Source organism: Streptomyces sp. NPDC001508 (assembly GCF_040298665.1).
In the GTDB taxonomy this organism is placed as follows: Bacteria; Actinomycetota; Actinomycetes; order Streptomycetales; family Streptomycetaceae; genus Streptomyces.
Window position 1 is genome coordinate 22576 of record NZ_JBEPAP010000048.1, and the last position, 18625, is coordinate 41200.

Annotated in this window: 16 protein-coding genes and 3 pseudogenes; 13 read left to right on the top strand and 6 right to left on the bottom strand. The window is 73.9% G+C overall.

Translation table 11 applies throughout. The features are described 5' to 3' along the window. Window positions 1-6 precede the first annotated feature (6 nt). Window positions 7-1242: a DUF4032 domain-containing protein gene (locus ABT245_RS32475; RefSeq protein ID WP_351740567.1), complete on the top strand. Its 1236-nt coding sequence runs from the start codon at window positions 7-9 to the stop codon at window positions 1240-1242. Between the two features lie 206 nt (window positions 1243-1448). Here the strand turns inward: ABT245_RS32475 and ABT245_RS32480 are convergent, their stop codons facing one another. Next, window positions 1449-2321, bottom strand: coding sequence for a universal stress protein (locus tag ABT245_RS32480; RefSeq protein ID WP_351740569.1), 873 nt, complete (start codon window positions 2319-2321; stop codon window positions 1449-1451). Between the two features lie 187 nt (window positions 2322-2508). Between ABT245_RS32480 and ABT245_RS32485 the strand changes: the two genes are divergently transcribed. The 9 genes and pseudogenes from ABT245_RS32485 to ABT245_RS32530 all read left to right on the top strand — a co-directional run bounded on the left by ABT245_RS32485 (window position 2509) and on the right by ABT245_RS32530 (window position 13332). Next, complete coding sequence (locus ABT245_RS32485; protein WP_351740572.1) at window positions 2509-4185, top strand: NAD(P)/FAD-dependent oxidoreductase; 1677 nt, start codon at window positions 2509-2511, stop codon at window positions 4183-4185. Further along, window positions 4182-5645: an ATP-binding protein gene (locus ABT245_RS32490; protein ID WP_351740574.1), complete on the top strand. Its 1464-nt coding sequence runs from the start codon at window positions 4182-4184 to the stop codon at window positions 5643-5645. The genes ABT245_RS32485 and ABT245_RS32490 overlap by 4 nt, the downstream gene beginning before the upstream one ends. Beyond that, window positions 5642-5989, top strand: a complete 348-nt coding sequence (locus tag ABT245_RS32495) for a UBP-type zinc finger domain-containing protein (protein WP_351740576.1) — start codon at window positions 5642-5644, stop codon at window positions 5987-5989. The genes ABT245_RS32490 and ABT245_RS32495 overlap by 4 nt, the downstream gene beginning before the upstream one ends. A gap of 656 nt (window positions 5990-6645) precedes the next feature. Next, window positions 6646-7093, top strand: a pseudogene (locus tag ABT245_RS32505) (alpha-galactosidase D); the annotation flags it as partial. Window positions 7094-7466: 373 nt separating this feature from the next. Next, window positions 7467-8687, top strand: coding sequence for a serine hydrolase domain-containing protein (locus ABT245_RS32510; RefSeq protein ID WP_351740579.1), 1221 nt, complete (start codon window positions 7467-7469; stop codon window positions 8685-8687). A 92-nt stretch (window positions 8688-8779) separates the two neighbouring features. After that, the gene (locus ABT245_RS32515) at window positions 8780-9961 is read left to right on the top strand and encodes a TerD family protein (protein WP_351740581.1); all 1182 of its coding nucleotides are present in this window, start codon (window positions 8780-8782) and stop codon (window positions 9959-9961) included. Between the two features lie 58 nt (window positions 9962-10019). Next, window positions 10020-10979, top strand: coding sequence for a threonine/serine dehydratase family protein (locus ABT245_RS32520; RefSeq protein ID WP_351740583.1), 960 nt, complete (start codon window positions 10020-10022; stop codon window positions 10977-10979). 197 nt (window positions 10980-11176) lie between these two features. After that, window positions 11177-12748, top strand: coding sequence for a serine/threonine-protein kinase (locus tag ABT245_RS32525; RefSeq protein WP_351740586.1), 1572 nt, complete (start codon window positions 11177-11179; stop codon window positions 12746-12748). Between the two features lie 158 nt (window positions 12749-12906). Further along, a complete protein-coding gene (locus tag ABT245_RS32530; protein ID WP_351740588.1) occupies window positions 12907-13332 on the top strand; it encodes an SsgA family sporulation/cell division regulator in 426 nt (141 codons plus the stop codon). A 41-nt stretch (window positions 13333-13373) separates the two neighbouring features. Here ABT245_RS32530 and ABT245_RS32535 read toward each other — a convergent pair whose 3' ends face one another. The 3 genes and pseudogenes from ABT245_RS32535 to ABT245_RS32545 form a co-directional block, all read right to left on the bottom strand. Then, window positions 13374-13862: a DUF6328 family protein gene (locus ABT245_RS32535; RefSeq protein ID WP_351740590.1), complete on the bottom strand. Its 489-nt coding sequence runs from the start codon at window positions 13860-13862 to the stop codon at window positions 13374-13376. A gap of 49 nt (window positions 13863-13911) precedes the next feature. Beyond that, window positions 13912-14681: pseudogene (locus ABT245_RS32540) on the bottom strand (aldo/keto reductase); the annotation flags it as partial. Between the two features lie 193 nt (window positions 14682-14874). Next, window positions 14875-15564 (bottom strand): ribonuclease H family protein, encoded by a 690-nt coding sequence (locus ABT245_RS32545; RefSeq protein ID WP_351740593.1) that lies wholly within the window; start codon window positions 15562-15564, stop codon window positions 14875-14877. A gap of 324 nt (window positions 15565-15888) precedes the next feature. Here ABT245_RS32545 and ABT245_RS32550 point away from each other — a divergent pair, with 324 nt between their 5' ends. Continuing rightward, window positions 15889-16896, top strand: a complete 1008-nt coding sequence (locus tag ABT245_RS32550; protein WP_351740678.1) for a zinc-binding alcohol dehydrogenase family protein — start codon at window positions 15889-15891, stop codon at window positions 16894-16896. 30 nt (window positions 16897-16926) lie between these two features. Here ABT245_RS32550 and ABT245_RS32555 read toward each other — a convergent pair whose 3' ends face one another. Both ABT245_RS32555 and ABT245_RS32560 read right to left on the bottom strand, forming a co-directional pair. Further along, entirely contained in the window at window positions 16927-17409 is a 483-nt protein-coding gene (locus ABT245_RS32555) for a VOC family protein (RefSeq protein ID WP_351740596.1), read from the bottom strand. Between the two features lie 138 nt (window positions 17410-17547). Continuing rightward, a complete protein-coding gene (locus ABT245_RS32560) occupies window positions 17548-17925 on the bottom strand; it encodes a helix-turn-helix domain-containing protein (RefSeq protein ID WP_351740599.1) in 378 nt (125 codons plus the stop codon). A gap of 266 nt (window positions 17926-18191) precedes the next feature. Here ABT245_RS32560 and ABT245_RS32565 point away from each other — a divergent pair. Both ABT245_RS32565 and ABT245_RS32570 read left to right on the top strand, forming a co-directional pair. After that, window positions 18192-18326 (top strand): annotated as a pseudogene (locus ABT245_RS32565) (class I SAM-dependent methyltransferase); the annotation flags it as partial. 140 nt (window positions 18327-18466) lie between these two features. Continuing rightward, window positions 18467-18610: a hypothetical protein gene (locus ABT245_RS32570; RefSeq protein ID WP_351740685.1), complete on the top strand. Its 144-nt coding sequence runs from the start codon at window positions 18467-18469 to the stop codon at window positions 18608-18610. The last annotated feature ends 15 nt before the right edge of the window (window positions 18611-18625 follow it).

Genomic DNA, 18625 nt, shown 5'->3' on the forward strand with positions numbered 1-18625 from the left:
CATGCCATGGCCTTGCAGATCAGCGCCACCAACCCGGAGCATCCCGCGCTCCTTCTCGAACTCCCCTGGAGCCTGCCCCTTCAGGAGTGGCCCGAAGAACACCTCGTGCCACTCCCCCGCGGCATCTCCCGGCACGTGGTCCGCTACGCCCGGGCCGGCACCGAGATCATCGCCGTCAAGGAACTAGCGGAGCGGCCCGCGCTGCGCGAGTACGAGCTGCTGCGCGACCTGGACCGGCTCGGCATACCCGCCGTCGACCCGCTGGCCATGATCACCGGCCGCGCCGACAGCGCCGGGCAGCCGCTGGAGTCGGTGCTGGTCACCCGGCATCTGCGCGGCTCGATGCCGTACCGCTCGATGTTCGAGACGACGATGCGGCCGGAGACCATGCACCGGCTCATGGACGCCCTGGCCGTGCTGCTGGTGCGGCTGCATCTGGCCGGTTTCGCCTGGGGCGACTGCTCACTGTCCAACACACTCTTCCGGCGCGACGCGGGCGCGTACGCCGCCTACCTGGTGGACGCCGAGACCGGCGAACTGCACCCACGGCTCAGCCCCGGGCAGCGGGAGTACGACCTCGACCTGGCCCGTGTGAACATCAGCGGTGAACTGCTGGACCTGGAGGCGTCCGGGGGGCTGCACCCCTCCGTCGACCCCGTCGAGTTCGGCCACGAGATCCGCACCCGCTACGACGGACTGTGGCAGGAGCTGACCCGCACCTCGGTGTACCCGGCGGGCAAGTACCACTACATCGAGCGCCGCATCCGGCGCCTGAACGACCTCGGCTTCGACGTGGCCGAGATGCAGATCGAGCACTCCTCGAACGGCGACTCCGTCACCTTCGTGCCCAAGGTCGTCGACGCGGGTCACCACCAGCGCCAGCTGCTGCGTCTGACCGGCCTGGACACCGAGGAGAACCAGGCCCGCCGGCTGCTGAACGACCTGGAGAGCTGGATGGCGACCCAGGAGGACTACGCGCCCGGTGACCCCCTCGCCACCCGTCCGGAGGTGCTGGCCCACCGCTGGGTGCGGGATGTGTTCCGGCCGACCGTGGGGGCGGTGCCGCTGCAACTGCGCGGCGCGATGGATCCCGCGGAGATCTACCACGAACTGCTCGAACACCGGTGGTACCTGTCGGAGCGGGAGCAGCACGACATAGGGCTCGACAGGGTGGTCGCCGACTACATCGCGAACGTCCTGCCGAAGGCCCGGGCGACGCTGGAGCCCACGACACCCGCATGACGCTCCGCCGGATCGGCCGGCGTGTCGTTCGTCCGCGTGCGGCGCCGTTGCAGCCGGGCACGCCGTTCCCCGCACCCCCTGCGGGGCGCGGCGGAGTCAGGCGGCGCTGCGTCGGTGTGTTGATCGTCGGGAGCGGCGCGGTGGGACGGTGCGCACCGTTCTTACGGGGCGCCGCCGGGGACGTGTGTGATCGGGCCGGCGATCCGTCAGGGCTGGGGGATCACGGCCACCGGGCAGGGTGCGTGGTGCAGAACGCCGTGGGCCACCGAACCGATGCGGGCGCCCACCGGTGTGCGGTGGGCACGGCGGCCCACGACCATCAGCTGGGCCCGCGCGGCGACCGACAGCAGCACCTGGCCCGCGCTGCCCATCTCGACGTGCTCGGTGACGGGGACGTCGGGGAACCGCTCGCGCCACGGCGCGAGCGCGGCGGCCAGCGCCTCCTTCTCGTACGGCTCCAGGCCCCCGGCGTCGTCGAGGAGCTTCAACGAACCCGGGCTGTAGGCGAAGACGGGCGGCAGGGTCCAGGCCCGGACCGCGCGCAGCGCGGCCCGGCGGGCCGCGGCCGTCTCGAACGCGAACCGCAGGGCGGCGGCGCTGTCCTCCGGGCCGCCCTGCTGGCCCACGACCACCTCACGGCCGGCCGCCTCGGCGCTGGCCCGGTCGTCGGCGCGCACCAGCACGACCGGCCGCGCGGCCTCCGCGATCACCTGCTGTCCGACGGAGCCGAGCAGGAACCCGACGACCGCCGCCTGCCCGCGCGAGCCGAGCACCAGCAGCTCCGCGTCGGCCGCGGCGGCGACCAGCGGCTCGACGGCATGCCCCTCGACGACGTCGACGGACACCGTCAGCTCCGGGTGGCGCTCGGTGACCGTGCGCACCGCGTCCGCGGTCGCGCCCCGCACCCAGCCGGCCTGGGTGTCCCGGTCCGCCGCCCCGGCCGCACTGTGCGGCTGGAACCGCCACGCGTGCACCACCCGCAGCGGCCGGTCCCGGCGCACGGCCTCGCGGGCCGCCCACGCCAGCGCGGCCAGGCTCTCCTCACTGCCGTCGAACCCTGCCGTGATCGGGCGTGTCATGCGCCGGCCTCCTCGTCGTCGCGCGTCTGCGGGCTCCAGTCTTCCCCACCGGGCCCGCGCGCCGGCCCGGCGGGGGTACCCAAGCCCGGTGCGGCGAAGCCGGACGATCGAACATACGATGGGCCCAGCCGGTGCGGTGACGAGGGCGACACCGTCCCTGGACATGACCGCTCGGGGTGGGAGACACATGGCACAGGCCGCCGACGCAACACGGACCGTCATCATGACTGTGGACGACGACCCGGGTGTGTCCCGTGCCGTCGCCCGGGACCTGCGGCGCCGCTACGGCCAGTCGTACCGGATCGTGCGCGCGGAGTCCGGCGAGTCCGCGCTGGACGCGCTGCGCGAGCTGAAGCTGCGCGGCGATCTCGTCGCCGTGATCCTGGCCGACTACCGGATGCCGCAGATGAACGGCATCGAATTCCTGGAGCAGGCCCTCGACGTGTACCCGGTCGCCCGGCGGGTGCTGCTGACGGCGTACGCGGACACGAACGCGGCGATCGACGCGATCAACGTCGTGGACCTCGACCACTATCTGCTCAAGCCGTGGGACCCGCCGGAGGAGAAGCTCTACCCGGTCCTTGACGACCTGCTGGAGGCGTGGCGGGCCAGCGACCACCGGCCCGTGCCCAGCACCAAGGTCGTGGGCCACCGCTGGTCGGCCCGCTCCTCGGACGTACGGGAGTTCCTGGCCCGCAACCAGGTGCCGTACCGCTGGTACTCGGTCGACGAGCCGGAGGGCGGGCGGCTGCTGGCCGCGGCCGGGCAGGACGGTCAGCGGCTCCCGCTGGTGATCACGCCGGACGGTGCGGTGCTGGTCGAGCCGGAGGCGCCCGAGCTGGCCGCGAAGGTGGGCCTCGCGACGACGCCGACGGCCGACTTCTACGACCTGGTCGTCATCGGCGGCGGCCCCGCCGGGCTCGGCGCGGCCGTGTACGGGGCCTCGGAGGGGCTGCGGACGGTGCTGGTGGAACGGTCGGCGACCGGCGGGCAGGCCGGGCAGAGCTCCCGGATCGAGAACTACCTGGGTTTCCCGGACGGCGTCTCCGGCGCACAGCTCACCGACCGGGCCCGGCGGCAGGCCGCCAAGTTCGGTGCCGAGATCCTCACCGCGCGCGAGGTGACCGGCCTTGAGGTCAACGGGGCGGCCCGGGTGGTGCGGTTCGCGGACGGCTCCGCGGTGGCGGCGCACAGCGTGATCCTGGCGACCGGGGTGCAGTACCGGCAGCTGACCGCCGACGGCTGCGACGGCCTGACCGGCTGCGGGGTGTTCTACGGCTCCGCGCTGACCGAGGCCGCCTCCTGCCAGGGGCACGACGTGTACATCGTCGGCGGCGCCAACTCGGCGGGCCAGGCGGCGATGTATCTGGCCCGGGGCGCGAAGTCGGTGACGCTGCTGGTGCGCGGCCCGGATCTGTCGGCGTCCATGTCGTACTACCTGATCCAGCAGATCAACGAGGCGCCGAACATCTCCGTGCGCTCCCACACCGTCGTCGAGGCCGCGCACGGCACGGACCGTCTGGAGCAGCTGACGCTGCGCGACTCGGTGACCGGTGAGACCGAATGCGTCGACGCCCAGTGGATGTTCGTGTTCATCGGCGCGGCCCCGCTCACCGACTGGCTGGACGGCACGGTGCTGCGCGACGAGCGCGGGTTCATCCTGGCCGGGCCGGATCTGACGGCCGACGGCCGGCCCCCGGCGGGCTGGGAGCTGGACCGGCCGCCGTACCACCTGGAGACCAGCGTTCCCGGTGTGTTCGTGGCGGGCGACGCCCACGCCGAGTCCGCCAAGCGGGTCGCGTCGGCCGTCGGCGAGGGAGCCATGGCCGTGATGCTCGTCCACCGGTATCTGGAGCAGTCATGAGCGGTCGTGCGATGCCGTGCAGTCCCCAGGAGATCGGTTCGCTGTTCCTGTTCGAGAAGCTGGAAGAGGAACAGCTCGGCCGGTTGTGCCGCGAGGGGCGGGTGGAGCTGTTCGAGCCCGGCCCGGTGTACACCGAGGGCGAGCCCGCCACCTGTTTCTACGTCATGATCGAGGGCACCGTCGTGCTGTCCCGCCGGGTGGCCGGCGACGACATCGAGGTCACCCGGACCTCGCAGCGCGGGGTGTACGGGGGCGCCATGCAGGCCTATCTGGGCGACCGGGTGCGGCAGGTGTACAACAACTCGATGCGTGTCACCGAGCCGACGCGGTTCTTCGTGCTGCCCGCCGACACGTTCGCGAGCATCATCGGCGAGTGGTTCCCGATGGCGGTGCATCTGCTGGAGGGGCTGTTCTTCGGTTCGAAGAACACACAGGCGGCCGTCGGACAGCGTGAACGGCTGCTGGCGCTCGGCTCGTTGTCGGCGGGTCTCACCCATGAGCTGAACAACCCGGCGGCCGCCGCCGTGCGGGCCACCGCGACCCTGCGCGAGCGGGTGGCGAAGATGCGGCACAAGCTGGCCGTGATCGCCGAAGGCCCGTTCTCCCGGGAGGCGTTGGCGGACCTGGTGGAGATCCAGGAACGCACCGCCGAACGGGTCGGCAAGGCGCCCGCGCTCAGCCCGCTGGAGGCCGCCGACCGGGAGGACGCCCTCACCGACTGGCTCGACGACCACGGCATCGACAACGGCTGGCAGCTAGCGCCCACCTTCGTGCAGGCGGGGCTCGACATCGACTGGCTGGAGCAGGTCGGGGCCGCGGTCGGCGAGGAGATCCTGCCCAATGCGGTCGGCTGGCTCAACTACACCGTCGAGACCGAGCTGTTGATGAACGAGATCGAGGACTCCACCACCCGTGTCTCGCACCTGGTCGACGCGGCCAAGCAGTACTCCCAGCTGGACCGGGCGCCCTACCGGGTGGTGGACGTGCACGAACTCCTCGACAGCACACTGCTGATGCTGTCCGGCAAGATCGGCCCGCGGATCGAGGTCGTCAAGGAGTACGACCGTACGCTGCCGCCGGTGCCGGCCTATCCGGCGGAGCTGAACCAGGTGTGGACCAACCTGATCGACAACGCGGTCGGGGCCATCAACAGCGCGGGCGGCGAAGGCAGGTTGACGGTCCGCACGGCGCCGGACCACGAGCGGATGCTGGTCGAGTTCCGCGACACCGGGCCGGGTGTGGCGCCGGAGATCCGCGACCGTATCTTCGACCCGTTCTTCACCACCAAGCCGGTCGGCGAGGGTACCGGGCTCGGCCTGGACATCTCCTGGCGGATCGTCGTCAACAAGCATCACGGCACCCTCCGGGTGGAGTCGGTGCCCGGCGACACCCGCTTCCAGGTCCTGCTCCCGCTGACCGCCGAGACCCCCGCGGCCGAGACCCCCGAGGAGACAGCATGACCGACGCCGCCATCGACCCCGCCGTCCCGCCGAGCGGCAGCGGCTGTGTGGAGTGCGACGAGACCGGCGGGTGGTGGTTCCACCTCCGGCGCTGCGCGATGTGCGGGCACATCGGCTGCTGCGACGACTCGCCCTCCCGGCACGCCACCGCCCACTACGCGGCCACCGGCCACGCGGTGATCCGCAGTTTCGAGCCGGGCGAGGAATGGTTCTGGAACTACGCCACGAACGAGTTGTACGAGTCCGGCCCCGAACTGGCGCCGCCGACCGCCCATCCGGCCGACCAGCCCGTCCCAGGACCGGCCGGCCGAGTCCCCGCGGACTGGGCCGAGACCCTGCGCTGACCCGCCACACCGCGCGCCCGTACGCCGGGGGTGCCGACGTGCGGCTCCGCCGCGGGGGCGCGATCAGTACGCGGTGACCGCTGCCCCGCAGCGCGGCCCGTCGGGGAGACGGGCGCCGAACGACACGCCCGCGATTGGTCCACAGGGTGGTGTCGACGCGGGTTCCTGGGGACGTCGACGCGGTCGATGTCCGGCGCATAGCCCGAACCGATGTAGAGGGCGGGGGTGTTGGCGCCGGCTTTCGGCGTCACGGGCACACTGACGGTCTCGACGGTCGGCCAGTCGCCGGTGGAGGGGAACGTGTGCCGGCCGGCGCCGCCGGAGCCCGCGTGTATCTCCACAGAGCGGGCGACGCCGCTGACGTGGCCGATCCGCACCAGGTGGGTGCCGGGCCGGTCGACCACCACGTCGTTGAAGCGGAGCGTGCCGCCGAGGCAGAGGTTGCCGGCCTTCTTGCCGCCGAAGCAGGCGGAGCAGTCGGCGACGGAGGAGGACCGGTGAGGGTGTCGGCGGCCGACTCGGCCGCGTAGCCGGCCGTGGTGAGCGCGCCGCCGCCGGAGGTGACGGCGAACAGCCGGGAACATGGGCGGGCAGCGCCTCGGTGATCCGGTCACGGTGTGTGCCGAGGTTCTCGTGGTGCCATAGGTGACGGACGCTGCAACACCCTTGCCACCTGGGAGAACTCGGTCGACGACCGCTGGTACGACCGCGCCCTGCCGGGCCTGGCACGCGGGCCCTGGCGGCTGGAGCGAACTCGACGTCGGCGACGGCGGCGACGGCGACGGCGACGGGATGGACGGTCTGACCAGGGCCGAGCGGCAGAGCTACGCCACCCTGTGGACGATCGCCAAGTCCCCGCTGTTCACGGGCGACGATCTCACCCTCCTCGACGCCCGCGGCCCGGCCCTGCTCACCGATCGCGAGGTCATCGCCGTCGGCCAGGGCGTCACCCCGCCCACGCGCCCGGTCACCCGCTCCGACCCGCAGCAGGTGTGTGCGGCGAGTAACCCCGACGGCGGCCGCACCGCCGCCCTGTTCAACCTCGCGAACACCCCCGCCGCCGTCACCGCCGGCTGGTCCTCGTTCGGCTTCACCGGCAAGGCGGTCGGCACTCGACGCCGGTGTCGATGCGCCGACCGCGGGAGTGCTTCTGTCGGTCGGCGATGGGCCCGATGTCCAAGGGCCAGGAGAGGTCCAGGCGGACGGGGCGGCCGGTGGCGGCTGTCGCCCGCTGCCGGTCGGCGACGTCGGCGGCGTTGTCGTACGGGTCGCCGTTCCTGGTTCTCGGCCGTCCCGGCGACCGGGCAACCGGTGGGCCCGCGCGCCACCGGGTGAACGACGGCCGACCGGCTGTGTGTCAGCCGCGCGGAGGTGACGGCGCACGAGAAGGTGGCCTCGCCCGGACCCGGGCGGCCCCAACCAGGCGGCCCGAAACCGGGCGATTGAACGGACCGATACAGAGGGGAGTGGAGATCGGATGATCTCAGCAACCGTGGGCAGGGGCGCGGTACTCGGAGCGGTGGCGCTGTCGCTGCTCGGCGTGCCCGCACAGGCCGCGCCCGGCCAGGCCCGCGCCGAGTCGGCGGCCGCGCTGCCGGCCCCGGACACCGCGGCGCTGCGCGAGGTGCTGCGTTCGGCGGTGGCGCAGGGCGCCCCCGGCGCCATGGCCCGGATCGACGACAACGGAGCCATGTACACGGCGGCGCGGGGCTTCGCCGACCGGGGCGCCCAGCGGGCCATCCACGCCACCGACCGTTTCCGCATCGGCAGCGTCACCAAGACCTTCTCGGCCGTCGTACTGCTGCAACTGATGGACGAGCGCAAGCTCAGCCTCGACGCGTCCGTCAACCGCTATCTGCCCGGCCTGCTGCCCGACGACCGGATCACGGTACGGCACCTGCTGAGCCACCGCAGCGGCCTGTACGACTACACCAACGACCTGTTCGCGAAGACCGTCTCCGGCTTCGAGGCGGTGCGCGACAAGGTCTACACCTACCGCCAGTTGGTGGACCTCTCCCTGAAGAAGCCGCGCACCGACCCGCCGGGCACCGCCTACTCCTACTCGAACACCAACTTCGTGGTGGCCGGGATGCTGATCGAGAAGCTCACCGGGCGCTCGGTGCGCTCCGCGTACGAGAACCGCATCTTCAAGCCGCTCAAGCTGAACGACACCGCGTACGTGCACCCCGACGTCAAGATCCCGGGGCGTTACGCCCGCGGCTACCTCACCCCCGACAGGGCCGGGGCGCCCCTGGTCGACTCGACCGAGCAGACCGCCTCCTGGGCGCAGAGCGCGGGGGCCATCATCTCCAGCCCCCGGGACCTCAACACCTTCCTGTCGGCGCTCGCCGGCGGCAGACTGCTCTCGTCCGCCGCGCTCTCGGAGATGAAACGCTTCACGAAGGTGAACAGCACGACGGCGTACGGTCTGGGGCTGCGCCGCCGCGACCTGTCCTGCGGCGTCTCGGTCTACGGCCACACGGGCGTCGTCCAGGGCTACTACACCTACGCCTTCACCAATAAGGACGGCCGGCGCAGCGTGACCGCGCTCGCCAACACCTCGAACAACACCACGGTGCTCAACACGATGGCGGGCACACTGGAGTCGGCGTTCTGCGGAAAGCGGTCGAATCCGAAGCGGGCCAAGGCGGTCTTCGAGCGCACCGAGGACGTCGCTCCCACGGTGGTGCGTCACTGAGCGACCCCGCGGGAACCCTCGCCGGCCGCCCGGGCGTTGACCACGGGGACCCACCCACCGGGCCCGATCCTCCCCTTCTCCTGGGCGGCGCGATGAGCGAGCTGGTATCCGGGGGCAATCTGCCCCTGCCGGGCGGCATGCTGACCCTGCGCGTGCCCGGCCCTTTCGACGTGTCCGCCCTCGTCACTGGTGCGAGCGGGAAGGTCGGCGGCGACGCCGACTTCGTGTTCTACAACCAGCCGGCCGCCCCGGGCGTCCGGTTGCGCGGTGACACGCTGAGCGTGGAGCCGGACCGGCTGCGTGCCGGGGCGGTCCGGGTCACCGTGGCCGTCAGCGCCGCCGAGCCCGGCACACCCCTCGGCCGGCTGCCCGCCGCCACCCTGCGCATCAGCGATCAACAGGGCCGTCCCCTCGCCCGGTTCGAGCCGCCACGCCCCGGACCCGAGACGGTGCTGCTGCTCGCCGAGCTGTACCGCCGGGGCGCCGTCTGGAAGCTCCGGGCGATCGGGCAGGGCTATGCCGACGGACTGGCCGGGCTGGCCCGGGACTTCGGGGTGGAGGTGAGCGAGGACGCCCCGGCGCCCGCTGCCCCGGTCGCCGCGCCCCGGCCCGCTGCCGTGCCCCGGCCCGCCGTCCTCGCCGACGCCCTGCCCGCACCCGCCGTCCTCGCCGCCGCCCTGCCCGCACCCGGCGGCCTCGCCGCCGCCCCCGTATCCGGCCTCGCCGCCTCCGGCGCGCCCCGCCTCACCGTCTCCCCCGCGCCCGATCCGGAGGGCCCTCTCGCCCTCGTCAACGCCGCCCGCGCCCGGGCCGGTGCGCCACCCGTCGTCCTCGACGCCCGGCTGGCCGCCGCAGCGCGCGCCCATGCGGCCACCATGGCCGAGGCGGGCCGCCTCGGCACCGAGAGCCGGGACGGCACCTCGCTCCACCAGCGGATCACCGCGAACGGATTCGCGTACGCGACGGTCGGTGAGCACCTGGTCTCGGGACCGCGCACCCCCGCCGAGTTGCGGTGGTCGGCTGGACCGCCCGGCTGGAGACCTCGCTGCACCGGTCGCAGTCCATCGGCTCGATGCTGCGCGGCGGTTCCGGTGAGGCGGTGCAGCTGCTGCTCCAGGGCGAGGGGCATGTCGTGGTGCGGCCGAGCGAGGCGACCCCGCAGAAGGCACAGCAGCACTGACCCGCCCGGCGGCGCGAGCCGCGCGGCCCGCGCCGGCCCCCTGGTGGCCTTGATCCGTCCGGGGGGAGTTGACCTGTCCGGCGTCCCCGGGTGACGGTGCCCGTCGGCGCGGTTTCCCCCCGCCCTCCACCGCGCCGGAAAGGGTGACAGCCTTGATCGGCATTCCGGACATCGAAGCCGCGGCGCAGACCATCGCCCCGCATGTCGTACGCACCCCGACCGTGCCGAGTCCCGGGCTGTCCGCGCTGCTCGGCGCCCCGGTCACCGCGAAGCTCGAACTGCTCCAGCGCACCGGCTCGTTCAAGGCGCGCGGTGCCACGGCGAAACTGCTGTCGCTGAGCGAGGCCGAGCGTGCGGCCGGGGTGGTCGCGGTCAGCGGCGGCAATCACGGCGTCGCCCTCGCGGTGATGGCCGCCGCCCTCGATGTGAAGGCGACGGTCGTCATGCCGCGGACGGCGCCCGCCCGGTCGATCGGGATCACGCAAGAGGCCGGGGCGACGGTCCGGCTGACCGACGGCATGGACAGCGCGTTCGCGCTGGTGAGGGAGTTGCGGGACGAAGGTCTCACCCTGGTCCACCCCTTCGACGACCCACTCGTGATCGCCGCGCAGGGCACGGTCGGACTGGAGTTCGCGGACGACGCCGACGAACTGACCGACGTGATCGTCAGCATCGGTGGCGGCGGACTGATCGCCGGGGTGGCCGCGGCGCTGCGCGCCCGCCGGCCTGATGTGCGCGTGTGGGGTGTGGAGACCGAGGGCGCCCAGGCCATGTCCGAGGCGCTGGCCGCGGGCGGGCCGGTGCCGGTCGCGCTGTCCTCGGTGGTCACCACGCTGAGCGCCCCGTCCGTGTCGCGGCTGACCTACGACCATGTCGCCGCGCTGGTCGAGGAGGTCCTGGTGGTTCCCGACCGGGAGGCCGTGCGGGGCTGTCTCGACCTCGCCGAGCACGCCAAGGTGTGGGCCGAGCCGGCCGCCGGCTGTCTGCTGCCCGCGGCCCGCCGGGTGCTGGAGCGGGTGGGCGACGGCGCGCGGCTCGGTCTTGTGGTGTGCGGGGGCAACGCGACGCCCGGTGAACTCATGGGCCTGGCGGAGCGGTTCGGGCTGCGCTGACGGGCGGCCCGGCGCCGCGATCCGCCGCCTTCACCTGCGGGACGGCCCGCGGAAACCGCCCGTTCGACCGGAACGCGCGGGCCACGCCGGCTAGTTGAACAAAAGGCAGGAATCGCCCCCGAGTTGCGGCTGCGTTGAACACTGGGTGTCGCGCCCCGCGTACTTGTGGGAAAGACCGCGCAGGGGTTCAGCGAGGGATGGCCATGGCCAAGACACACGTCCGTGCGCACGAGTGGGTGGCCGGACGGTACCGGCTCCTGGAGGTCGTCCAGCGCGGGACCAACCGCGTCTGCTGGTACGCCGAGGACGTCGAGACGGGTCGGCCCCGTCTGGTGACCCGGGTGGAACTGCCGGCGGACGGGACGGAGGGGACCGGGCGGCGGACCGCCGCCCGTGTCCTGCGCACCTGCGAGATCATGGCGCGACTGCGGCCCGGCCGGGTCGCCGCGGTCGTCGACGCGGTCGAGGAGGCGGGCGCGCTGTGGACGGTCGCCGAGTGGATCGACGGCACGCCCCTGGACGAACTCCTCGCCCGGCAGGGCGCGCTCCCCTACCCGCGGGCCGCCCGGATCGGTCTCGAACTGCTCGACGTCCTGGAGGCCGCGCACGGCGAGGGCGTCACCCACGGCGAACTCAGCCCCGGCCAGGTCTTCGTCCGGGACGAGGGCCCGGTCGTGGTCACGGGGTTCGGCTGGGCGGGCACCACCCTCGCCCCTCGGGTCACCGCACCGTCGTACGCCTCCCCCGAGCAGGCCCGCGACCAGCGGATCGGCCCGGCCGCCGACCTGTGGGCGCTCGGCGCCATCCTCTACACCATGACCGAGGGCCGGCCGCCGTTCCGCGACCGGGGCGGGCCCGAGGCCACGCTCAGGGGCGTGGACCGGCTGCCGCTGCGCACGCCGCTGCGCGCGGGCCCGCTGACCTCGGCGGTGCAGGGGCTGCTGCGCAAGGAGTCATGGGAGCGGCTGCCGCGGACCCAGGCCCGCGAGGCCCTGACCCGTGTGCTCACCGAGGACGCGGGGGACGACGGGCCGGCCGGTCCCGGGTCCCGGCCGCGCACCCGCCGGGGACGGAGCGGACGGGTCCTGGCCGCGGGGACCGCGCTGGCCGTCGTCACCGTGTCCGGTGCCGCCCTGTACGCCACCCGGGGCCTGCCCGCGACCGAGCCCTCCGCCGCCGCCCCGCCGCCCAGGACGACCGCCGCGGCCACCCCCGCCGGCTCCTCCCCCGCGGCCACCCCCGCCCCGACCGCCCCGACCGCCTCCGCCACCGGGCCCGCCCGCCCGGGACCGGGCGTCCTGCCGAACGGCTACCGCGGCCACACCGCCGCGGAGGGTTTCACCGTGGCCCTGCCCGACGGCTGGAAACGGCTGCGCACCACACGCGGCAGCGACCTCTCCTACCGCGTCACCTACGGACCGGGCGGATCCGATCCGCGCACCCTGGCCGTCACCTACAGCCGGCGGCTCGGCGCGGACCCGGTCGCCGTGTGGCGCAACGACGTCCAGCCCGGCCTGGAGCGAAGCGAGGGCTTCCGGCGGATCGGCACCATCAGGGCGACCACGTACCAGGGGTACGAGGCCGCCGACATGGAATGGCTCTCGGGCAGCGGACACGACCGGGTGCGCACCTTCGGCCGTGGCTTCCTGCTCGGCGACCACCGCGGCTACTCCCTGCGCTTCACGACCGCGGCCGACGCCTGGGACGCCGCGGACAGCCGGTACGCGCTCGACACGTTTCTGCGCACCTTCCGCGTGCCGAAGGACTGAGCCGCCCACCGCCCCACCGCGCCGCGTGAACGCCCGCAACCGGAGACCGAGTTGGCCGGGGGCGCGGGGCGCGCGGGGAATTTTTGGCACACCACTGAGCAACTTGCGCTCCACAGGGGTACTGGAGGGCACTACGTCGACGTCCTGGGAGGTGCTGAGTGAAACCCCGTGTGCACAAGACCCTGGTGGTGCAACTCCGGGCGGGCGGCACGGACCGCTTCCCCGTGCTCGCCCATCTGACCTACGACGCCGGTGATCCGTTCGCCGTCACGGCGGTGTTCGCACACGACGGCCATGTGCTCGCCCGCTGGCGGCTGGACCGCGAGATGCTGGCCGAGGGCCTGCGCGGGCCGGTGGGCATGGGCGACGTACGGCTGCGCCCGGTCGCCACCGGGATGTGGCGGGAACTGCGCATCGACCTCTTCGGCGACGTCAGGCCGGGCGGCGGCCGGCATCACGCGGCGGTGTTCGCGTGGGCGCCCGCCGTCGCCGCGTTCCTGCGGGAGACCCGCGAGGCCGTGCCGCCCGGGCGTGAGGAGGTACCGGTCGACGATGTCGTGGCGGAGATCCTCGCCACGGGCTGAGCGGCGCCCCGCACGTGCGGGCTCGGGCCGCACGTGCGGGCTCAGCGCGTGGTGTGGCGGCGGCGCACCCACAGCGGCACCAGGTACCAGCACAGCACGTACCAGGCCACCACCGCGGCCACCAGCCACCCCACGGCGGGGTGGTGCTTCGTGGCCACCCGGAGGATCAGCAGCAGCGAGGCGGACATGGTGGCCAGCAGCAGGAAAAGGCCGACGAAGGTGAGCCGGGACGCCCAGTTGACAGCCTGCGGTTTCACACGCCGCCCGGAGACGATGCGGTGCAGCGAGACCGGTCCGATGAGGGCGCCGGTGGCGCAGGCGCCGAGCACGACGGTCACCGTGTAGATGACCCGGTCGGCGTGGGCCAAGTGGTCGTACTTGCCGCTGAAGACGACGGTGAGCAGGAAGCCGAACAGGATCTGCACGCCCGTCTGGGCGACGCGGACCTCCTGGATGAGGTCGCCCCACATCCGGTCGGCCCGTTCCTCCGCGCTCTCGTCGCGCCCCGTCCGGCCACCCGCCTGCGTCATGCGATGCGGGTAACCGCACCGCCGGTCGTTCAAACGGCGGACGCCCCTGCCGACGGTCCTCCACCCGGGCCTTGATCCGGTTGTCGTACCGGGCCCCGATCGCCGCGAGGGTGTGCGCGGGCAGGGGCGGCAGTTCGGCGGCGGCCGCGTTGGCACGGGCCTGTCCGGGCGTGCGGGCGTCCGGGATCACGGTGGTCACGCCGGGCTGTTCGACGATCCGGCGCAGGGCGAGCGGGGCCGGGGCGCGTCCCTCGGGGGCGAGGGCGGCACCCGCGCGATGCTGCCGGCGCCCGCCTCCCGGGCGTCGGGCAGCACCTGGCGCAACGGCTTCGTACGGAACGGGTCGAGGGCGGCCGGGGTGTCCAGGACGTCGAAGACGTCGTCCGAGGAGTACACCGGCGCGGCGGGCAGTGCAGTTGCACCAGGTCGATGCGGTCGACTTCGAGGTTGCGCCGCGAACGGCCGTTCCACGCAGGGAAGTTGTCCAGATCGTGGTTCTGCGGGTTCTGGTCGACGCGGCGGCCCGTCTTCGTGGCCACACCAGCACGCTCGGGTCCGGCCTGCCGCGCGGGAAGCCAGGTCGGGGGCCACTGGACGGCGCCGGTCCTGGACGCCGACACCGAGGCGGCCGTGCCGTGATGGTCTGCTCGCTGCGTCCGCCGCCGTAGACGTCGGCCGTGCCGAGGAAGGTCACTCCGGACTCGGCCGCCGCCTCCGGCACGGCGAGGGCGTCCTTGTCGTCCACGTCGCCCCAGCCGGCGCCCAGTTGCCCTGTGCCGAGGCCCGCCGGCCCGACCTGCCGATCACGCGTTCGTCCATGGGGTGCGGGGCCGGGGTCGCGGGCGATGCCGTCCATGCCGCCGACGGCGAGCGCGGCGAGGGCGGGTTCGCCGCCCGTGCCGCGTCGGGGCCGGTGAGCCGACCGGCCAGGCAGGCGGTCAGCTGGCGCGGACGGGGGCGCGCGGCACGTCGCCGGTGCCGCCGCGCGGGTGCGGGTGCGGCGTGCGGCCGGTCAGGCCTCGGTGGTGCGGCACTCCGGGTGGCCCCAGCCCTGGGGGTTCTTGGCGATGGGCTCGCCGGCCGCGTAGGGGCGGCCGCACACGCAGCGGCCGGCGAACTTGGCCTTGATGGTGCGGGCGGAGGAGCCGCCGCCGGACCGGCGGGGCGTCTTGCGCCGGGGGGCGGCGGACGGGGTGTCGGGCGACGGCGGCGGCTGGGGCGAGCCGAGGGCGCTGCCCGCCGGCTCCTGCGCCAGGGCCGCCTGGCTGGCCGCCCGGTCGGCGAAGTCGTTCAGCGGGTCGCCGTCGACCTGGTGGGCGGGGACGTAGCGGAACTCGACCGCGCGGCCTTCCAGCAGCTCGTCGATGCGCACCACCAGGTCCTGGTTGGCGACGGGCTTGCCTGCTGCCGTACGCCAGCCGTTGCGCTTCCAGCCGGGCAGCCAGGTGGTGACGGCCTTCATCGCGTACTGGGAGTCCATCCGGACCTCCAGCGGGACGCCGGGATCGGTAGCGGCCAGCAGGCGTTCCAGGGCGGTCAGTTCGGCGACGTTGTTGGTGGCCCTGCCGAGCGGTCCCGCCGCCCAGCGGGCCGGCGCCTCCGCCTCGTCGGACACCACCCAGGCCCAGCCGGCCGGGCCGGGGTTCCCCTTGCACGCCCCGTCGCACGCGGCCACCACACGTTCACCCATGGGCACGATCATGCCATGGCCGCGCGGGCCGTCCCTCCGGGGCCGGTCACGGACGGCCGTGACCGGGTCGAGGGGACCGCGGGGCGTCCCGGCGGCGGCCCGCGCGCCGGACCGGGCGGCCTGCCCGAGACTGGAAGCGGCGGGCGGGGCACGACGGGCTACGACGGCACGGCACGGGACGGGACGGCACGGGACGGCACGGGACGGGACGGCACGGGACGGCACGGCACGGCACGGGACGGGACGGCACGGCACGGCACGGGACGGCACGGCACGGCAAGGGACGGGCACGGCACGGGACGGGACGGCATGACGGACTCGACGGCGGCAGGCACGATGCGGGCGTGGTCGGTGACCGCTCCGGGACCGGTGGAGGGCGAACCCCTCCACCTCGCGACCCGGCCGGTGCCGGTCCCCGGGGACGACGAGCTGCTGGTGCGGGTGCGTGCCTGCGGGGTGTGCCGCACCGACCTGCACATCACCGAGGGGGACCTGCCGGTGCACCGGCCCGGGGTGACACCCGGGCACGAGGTGGTCGGGGAGGTGGCCGGGGCGGGCGCGGCCGTCGAGGGCTTCGCCGTGGGCGACCGGGTCGGTGTGGCGTGGCTGCGGCGCACCGACGGCAGCTGCGCCTACTGCCGGCGGGGCGCGGAGAACCTGTGCCCGCGGTCGGAGTACACCGGCTGGGACGCCGACGGCGGTTACGCCGAGTACACGACCGTGCCGGCCGCGTTCGCCTACCGGCTGCCCGGCGCCGTCGCGGACGTGGCGCTGGCGCCGCTGCTGTGCGCCGGGATCATCGGCTACCGCGCGCTGCGCCGGGCCGCGCTGCCGCCGGGCGGCCGGCTCGGGCTGTACGGCTTCGGGGGCAGCGCGCATCTGTGCGCGCAGGTGGCGCTCGCCCAGGGCGCCACGGTGCACGTCCTGACCCGCGGCGCGCACTCCCGGCGGCTCGCCCTGGACCTGGGCGCCGCCTCGGCACGCGACGCGTACGAGGCGCCGCCCGAGCCGCTGGACTGCGCCGTCCTGTTCGCCCCGGTGGGCGATCTGGTGCCGGTCGCCCTGCGGGCGCTGGACCGGGGCGGTGTGCTGTCCGTCGCGGGCATCCACCTCAGCGATGTGCCGGCGCTGCACTACGAGACGGACCTGTTCTACGAGAAGGAGTTGCGCAGCGTCACCTCCAACACCCGTGCGGACGGCCGGGAGTTCCTGGACCTGGCCGCGCGGCACGCAGTGCGCGCGAGGACCCACCCCTATCCGCTCTCGCGGGCACCGCAGGCGCTCAGGGACCTCAAGGCCGGCCGCTTCGACGGTGCGGCGGTCCTGCTCAACGACTTCTCCTGACCCCGGACGCCGGGCCCCGGGGCGGGCGGGTCACTCGCCGGCGTGCACCTTCTTCAGCTCGGCGATGTCGAGTTTGCCCATCGCGTACATGGCCCGGGTGGTGCGGGCCGCCTTCTCCGGGTCGGCGTCGTTGAGCATCTCGACGAGCCCGTCCGGGACCACCTGCCAGGAGACGCCGAACCGGTCCTTGAGCCAGCCGCAGGGGCCCGCCGTACCGCCGTTCTCGGTGAGCCTGGCCCAGTAGTGGTCGACCTCGTCCTGGTCCGCGCAGAGGATCTGGAAGGAGACCGACTCGTTGAAGACGAACTCCGGGCCGCCGTTCAGCGCGACGAACTTCTGGCCGTTGGCCGTGAACTCGACGGTGAGGACGGAGCCGGCCGGGCCGGGACCGGCCTCGTTGTAGCGGCCGATCCGGCCGATTCCGGAGTTCTTGAAGATCGACACGTAGTGGTGGGCGGCCTCCTCGGCCTGCCCGTCGAACCAGAGACAGGTGGTGAATCCGTCGGCGGTCATGGGTACCTCCTGGGGCGTGGAACACGGTCACCCATACAGACCGTCCCACCCTACGAAACTCATCGCCGGCCGCCCGGCATGCGGGGAACCGCGCGACCAGCCACCACGGCGCCGCGCCCCGGCCCTTCCCGAGGAGCGTCAGGCGGCCAGGCACAGTCCCCGGGTGGGCGCGGCGGACGGGCGCCGGGCCGCGGCGGTCTGCCGGGCCAGCTCGCCGTGGGCCCGGGACAGCAGGTCGCCGAGGCCCAGCCCGAGGGCCCGGGCCGCCGCCGCGAGGACCTCGGAGGACGCCTCCTTGCGGCCCCGTTCGACCTCGGAGAGGTACGGCACGGAGATCCGGGCCGTGTCGGCGACGTCCTTGAGCGTGCGCTGCTGCGCCTGGCGCTCGCCGCGCAGCACATCCCCGACCAGGTCGCGCCACAAGGGGTCGCCGGGCGCGGGGGCCGGGGTGTCGGGGCGGCCGGCCCTGGGACGCAGGGGGACGACTCGGGCATCGTTCGGCGTGTGGCTGCTCATTCGGACAGCCTAGAGTTCCCGGGCGCGGAAGGGCCCGGTGTTGCGCCCTGGGTGGAATCGTGCACGGAGAGGGATCCGGGAACCGTGCTGCGAGACACGTTCGGCGAGGCCGCCGAGCTGTACGAGCGGGCGCGGCTCCGTTGTCCGCGGTCGCTGGTGGCGGCCCTCGGCCGGCCGGCGGGCATCGGGGCGGGCAGCCGGATACCGGAGATCGGCCCGGGGACGGGCAAGCTCACCGTCGAACTGGCCGGGTGGGCCGCCGGAGCATGGCCGTGGAGCTGGGCCCGGCGCGCGCCGCCGTCGCCCGGCGACGGCCGCGGGCCCACCCGACGGCAGAAGTCGTGGTGGCCGATTTCGAGCGGTCGGAGCTGTCGGCCGAGCCGTTCGACACGGTGGTGCGGGCGACCGCGTTCCACTGGATCGAGCCGGCGCCGCGCGTGGTGAAGACGGCCCGGGCGCTGTGCCCCTGCGGGTGTCCCGCCCTGGTCACGACCCACCATGTGGCGGGCGGCACAGCGGAGTTCTTCGAAGGGGCGCCGCGGTGCCACGGCGCTGGGCCCCGGCCGCCCCGCCGGGTCTGCGGCTCGTCCCGGAGTCCGAAACGGCCACGGACAACCGTGAGTTGACCGAGTCACCGGACTTCGGCGACGTCACGGTGACCGGGCATCCGCAGGAGATCACATAGACGACCGACGCGTAT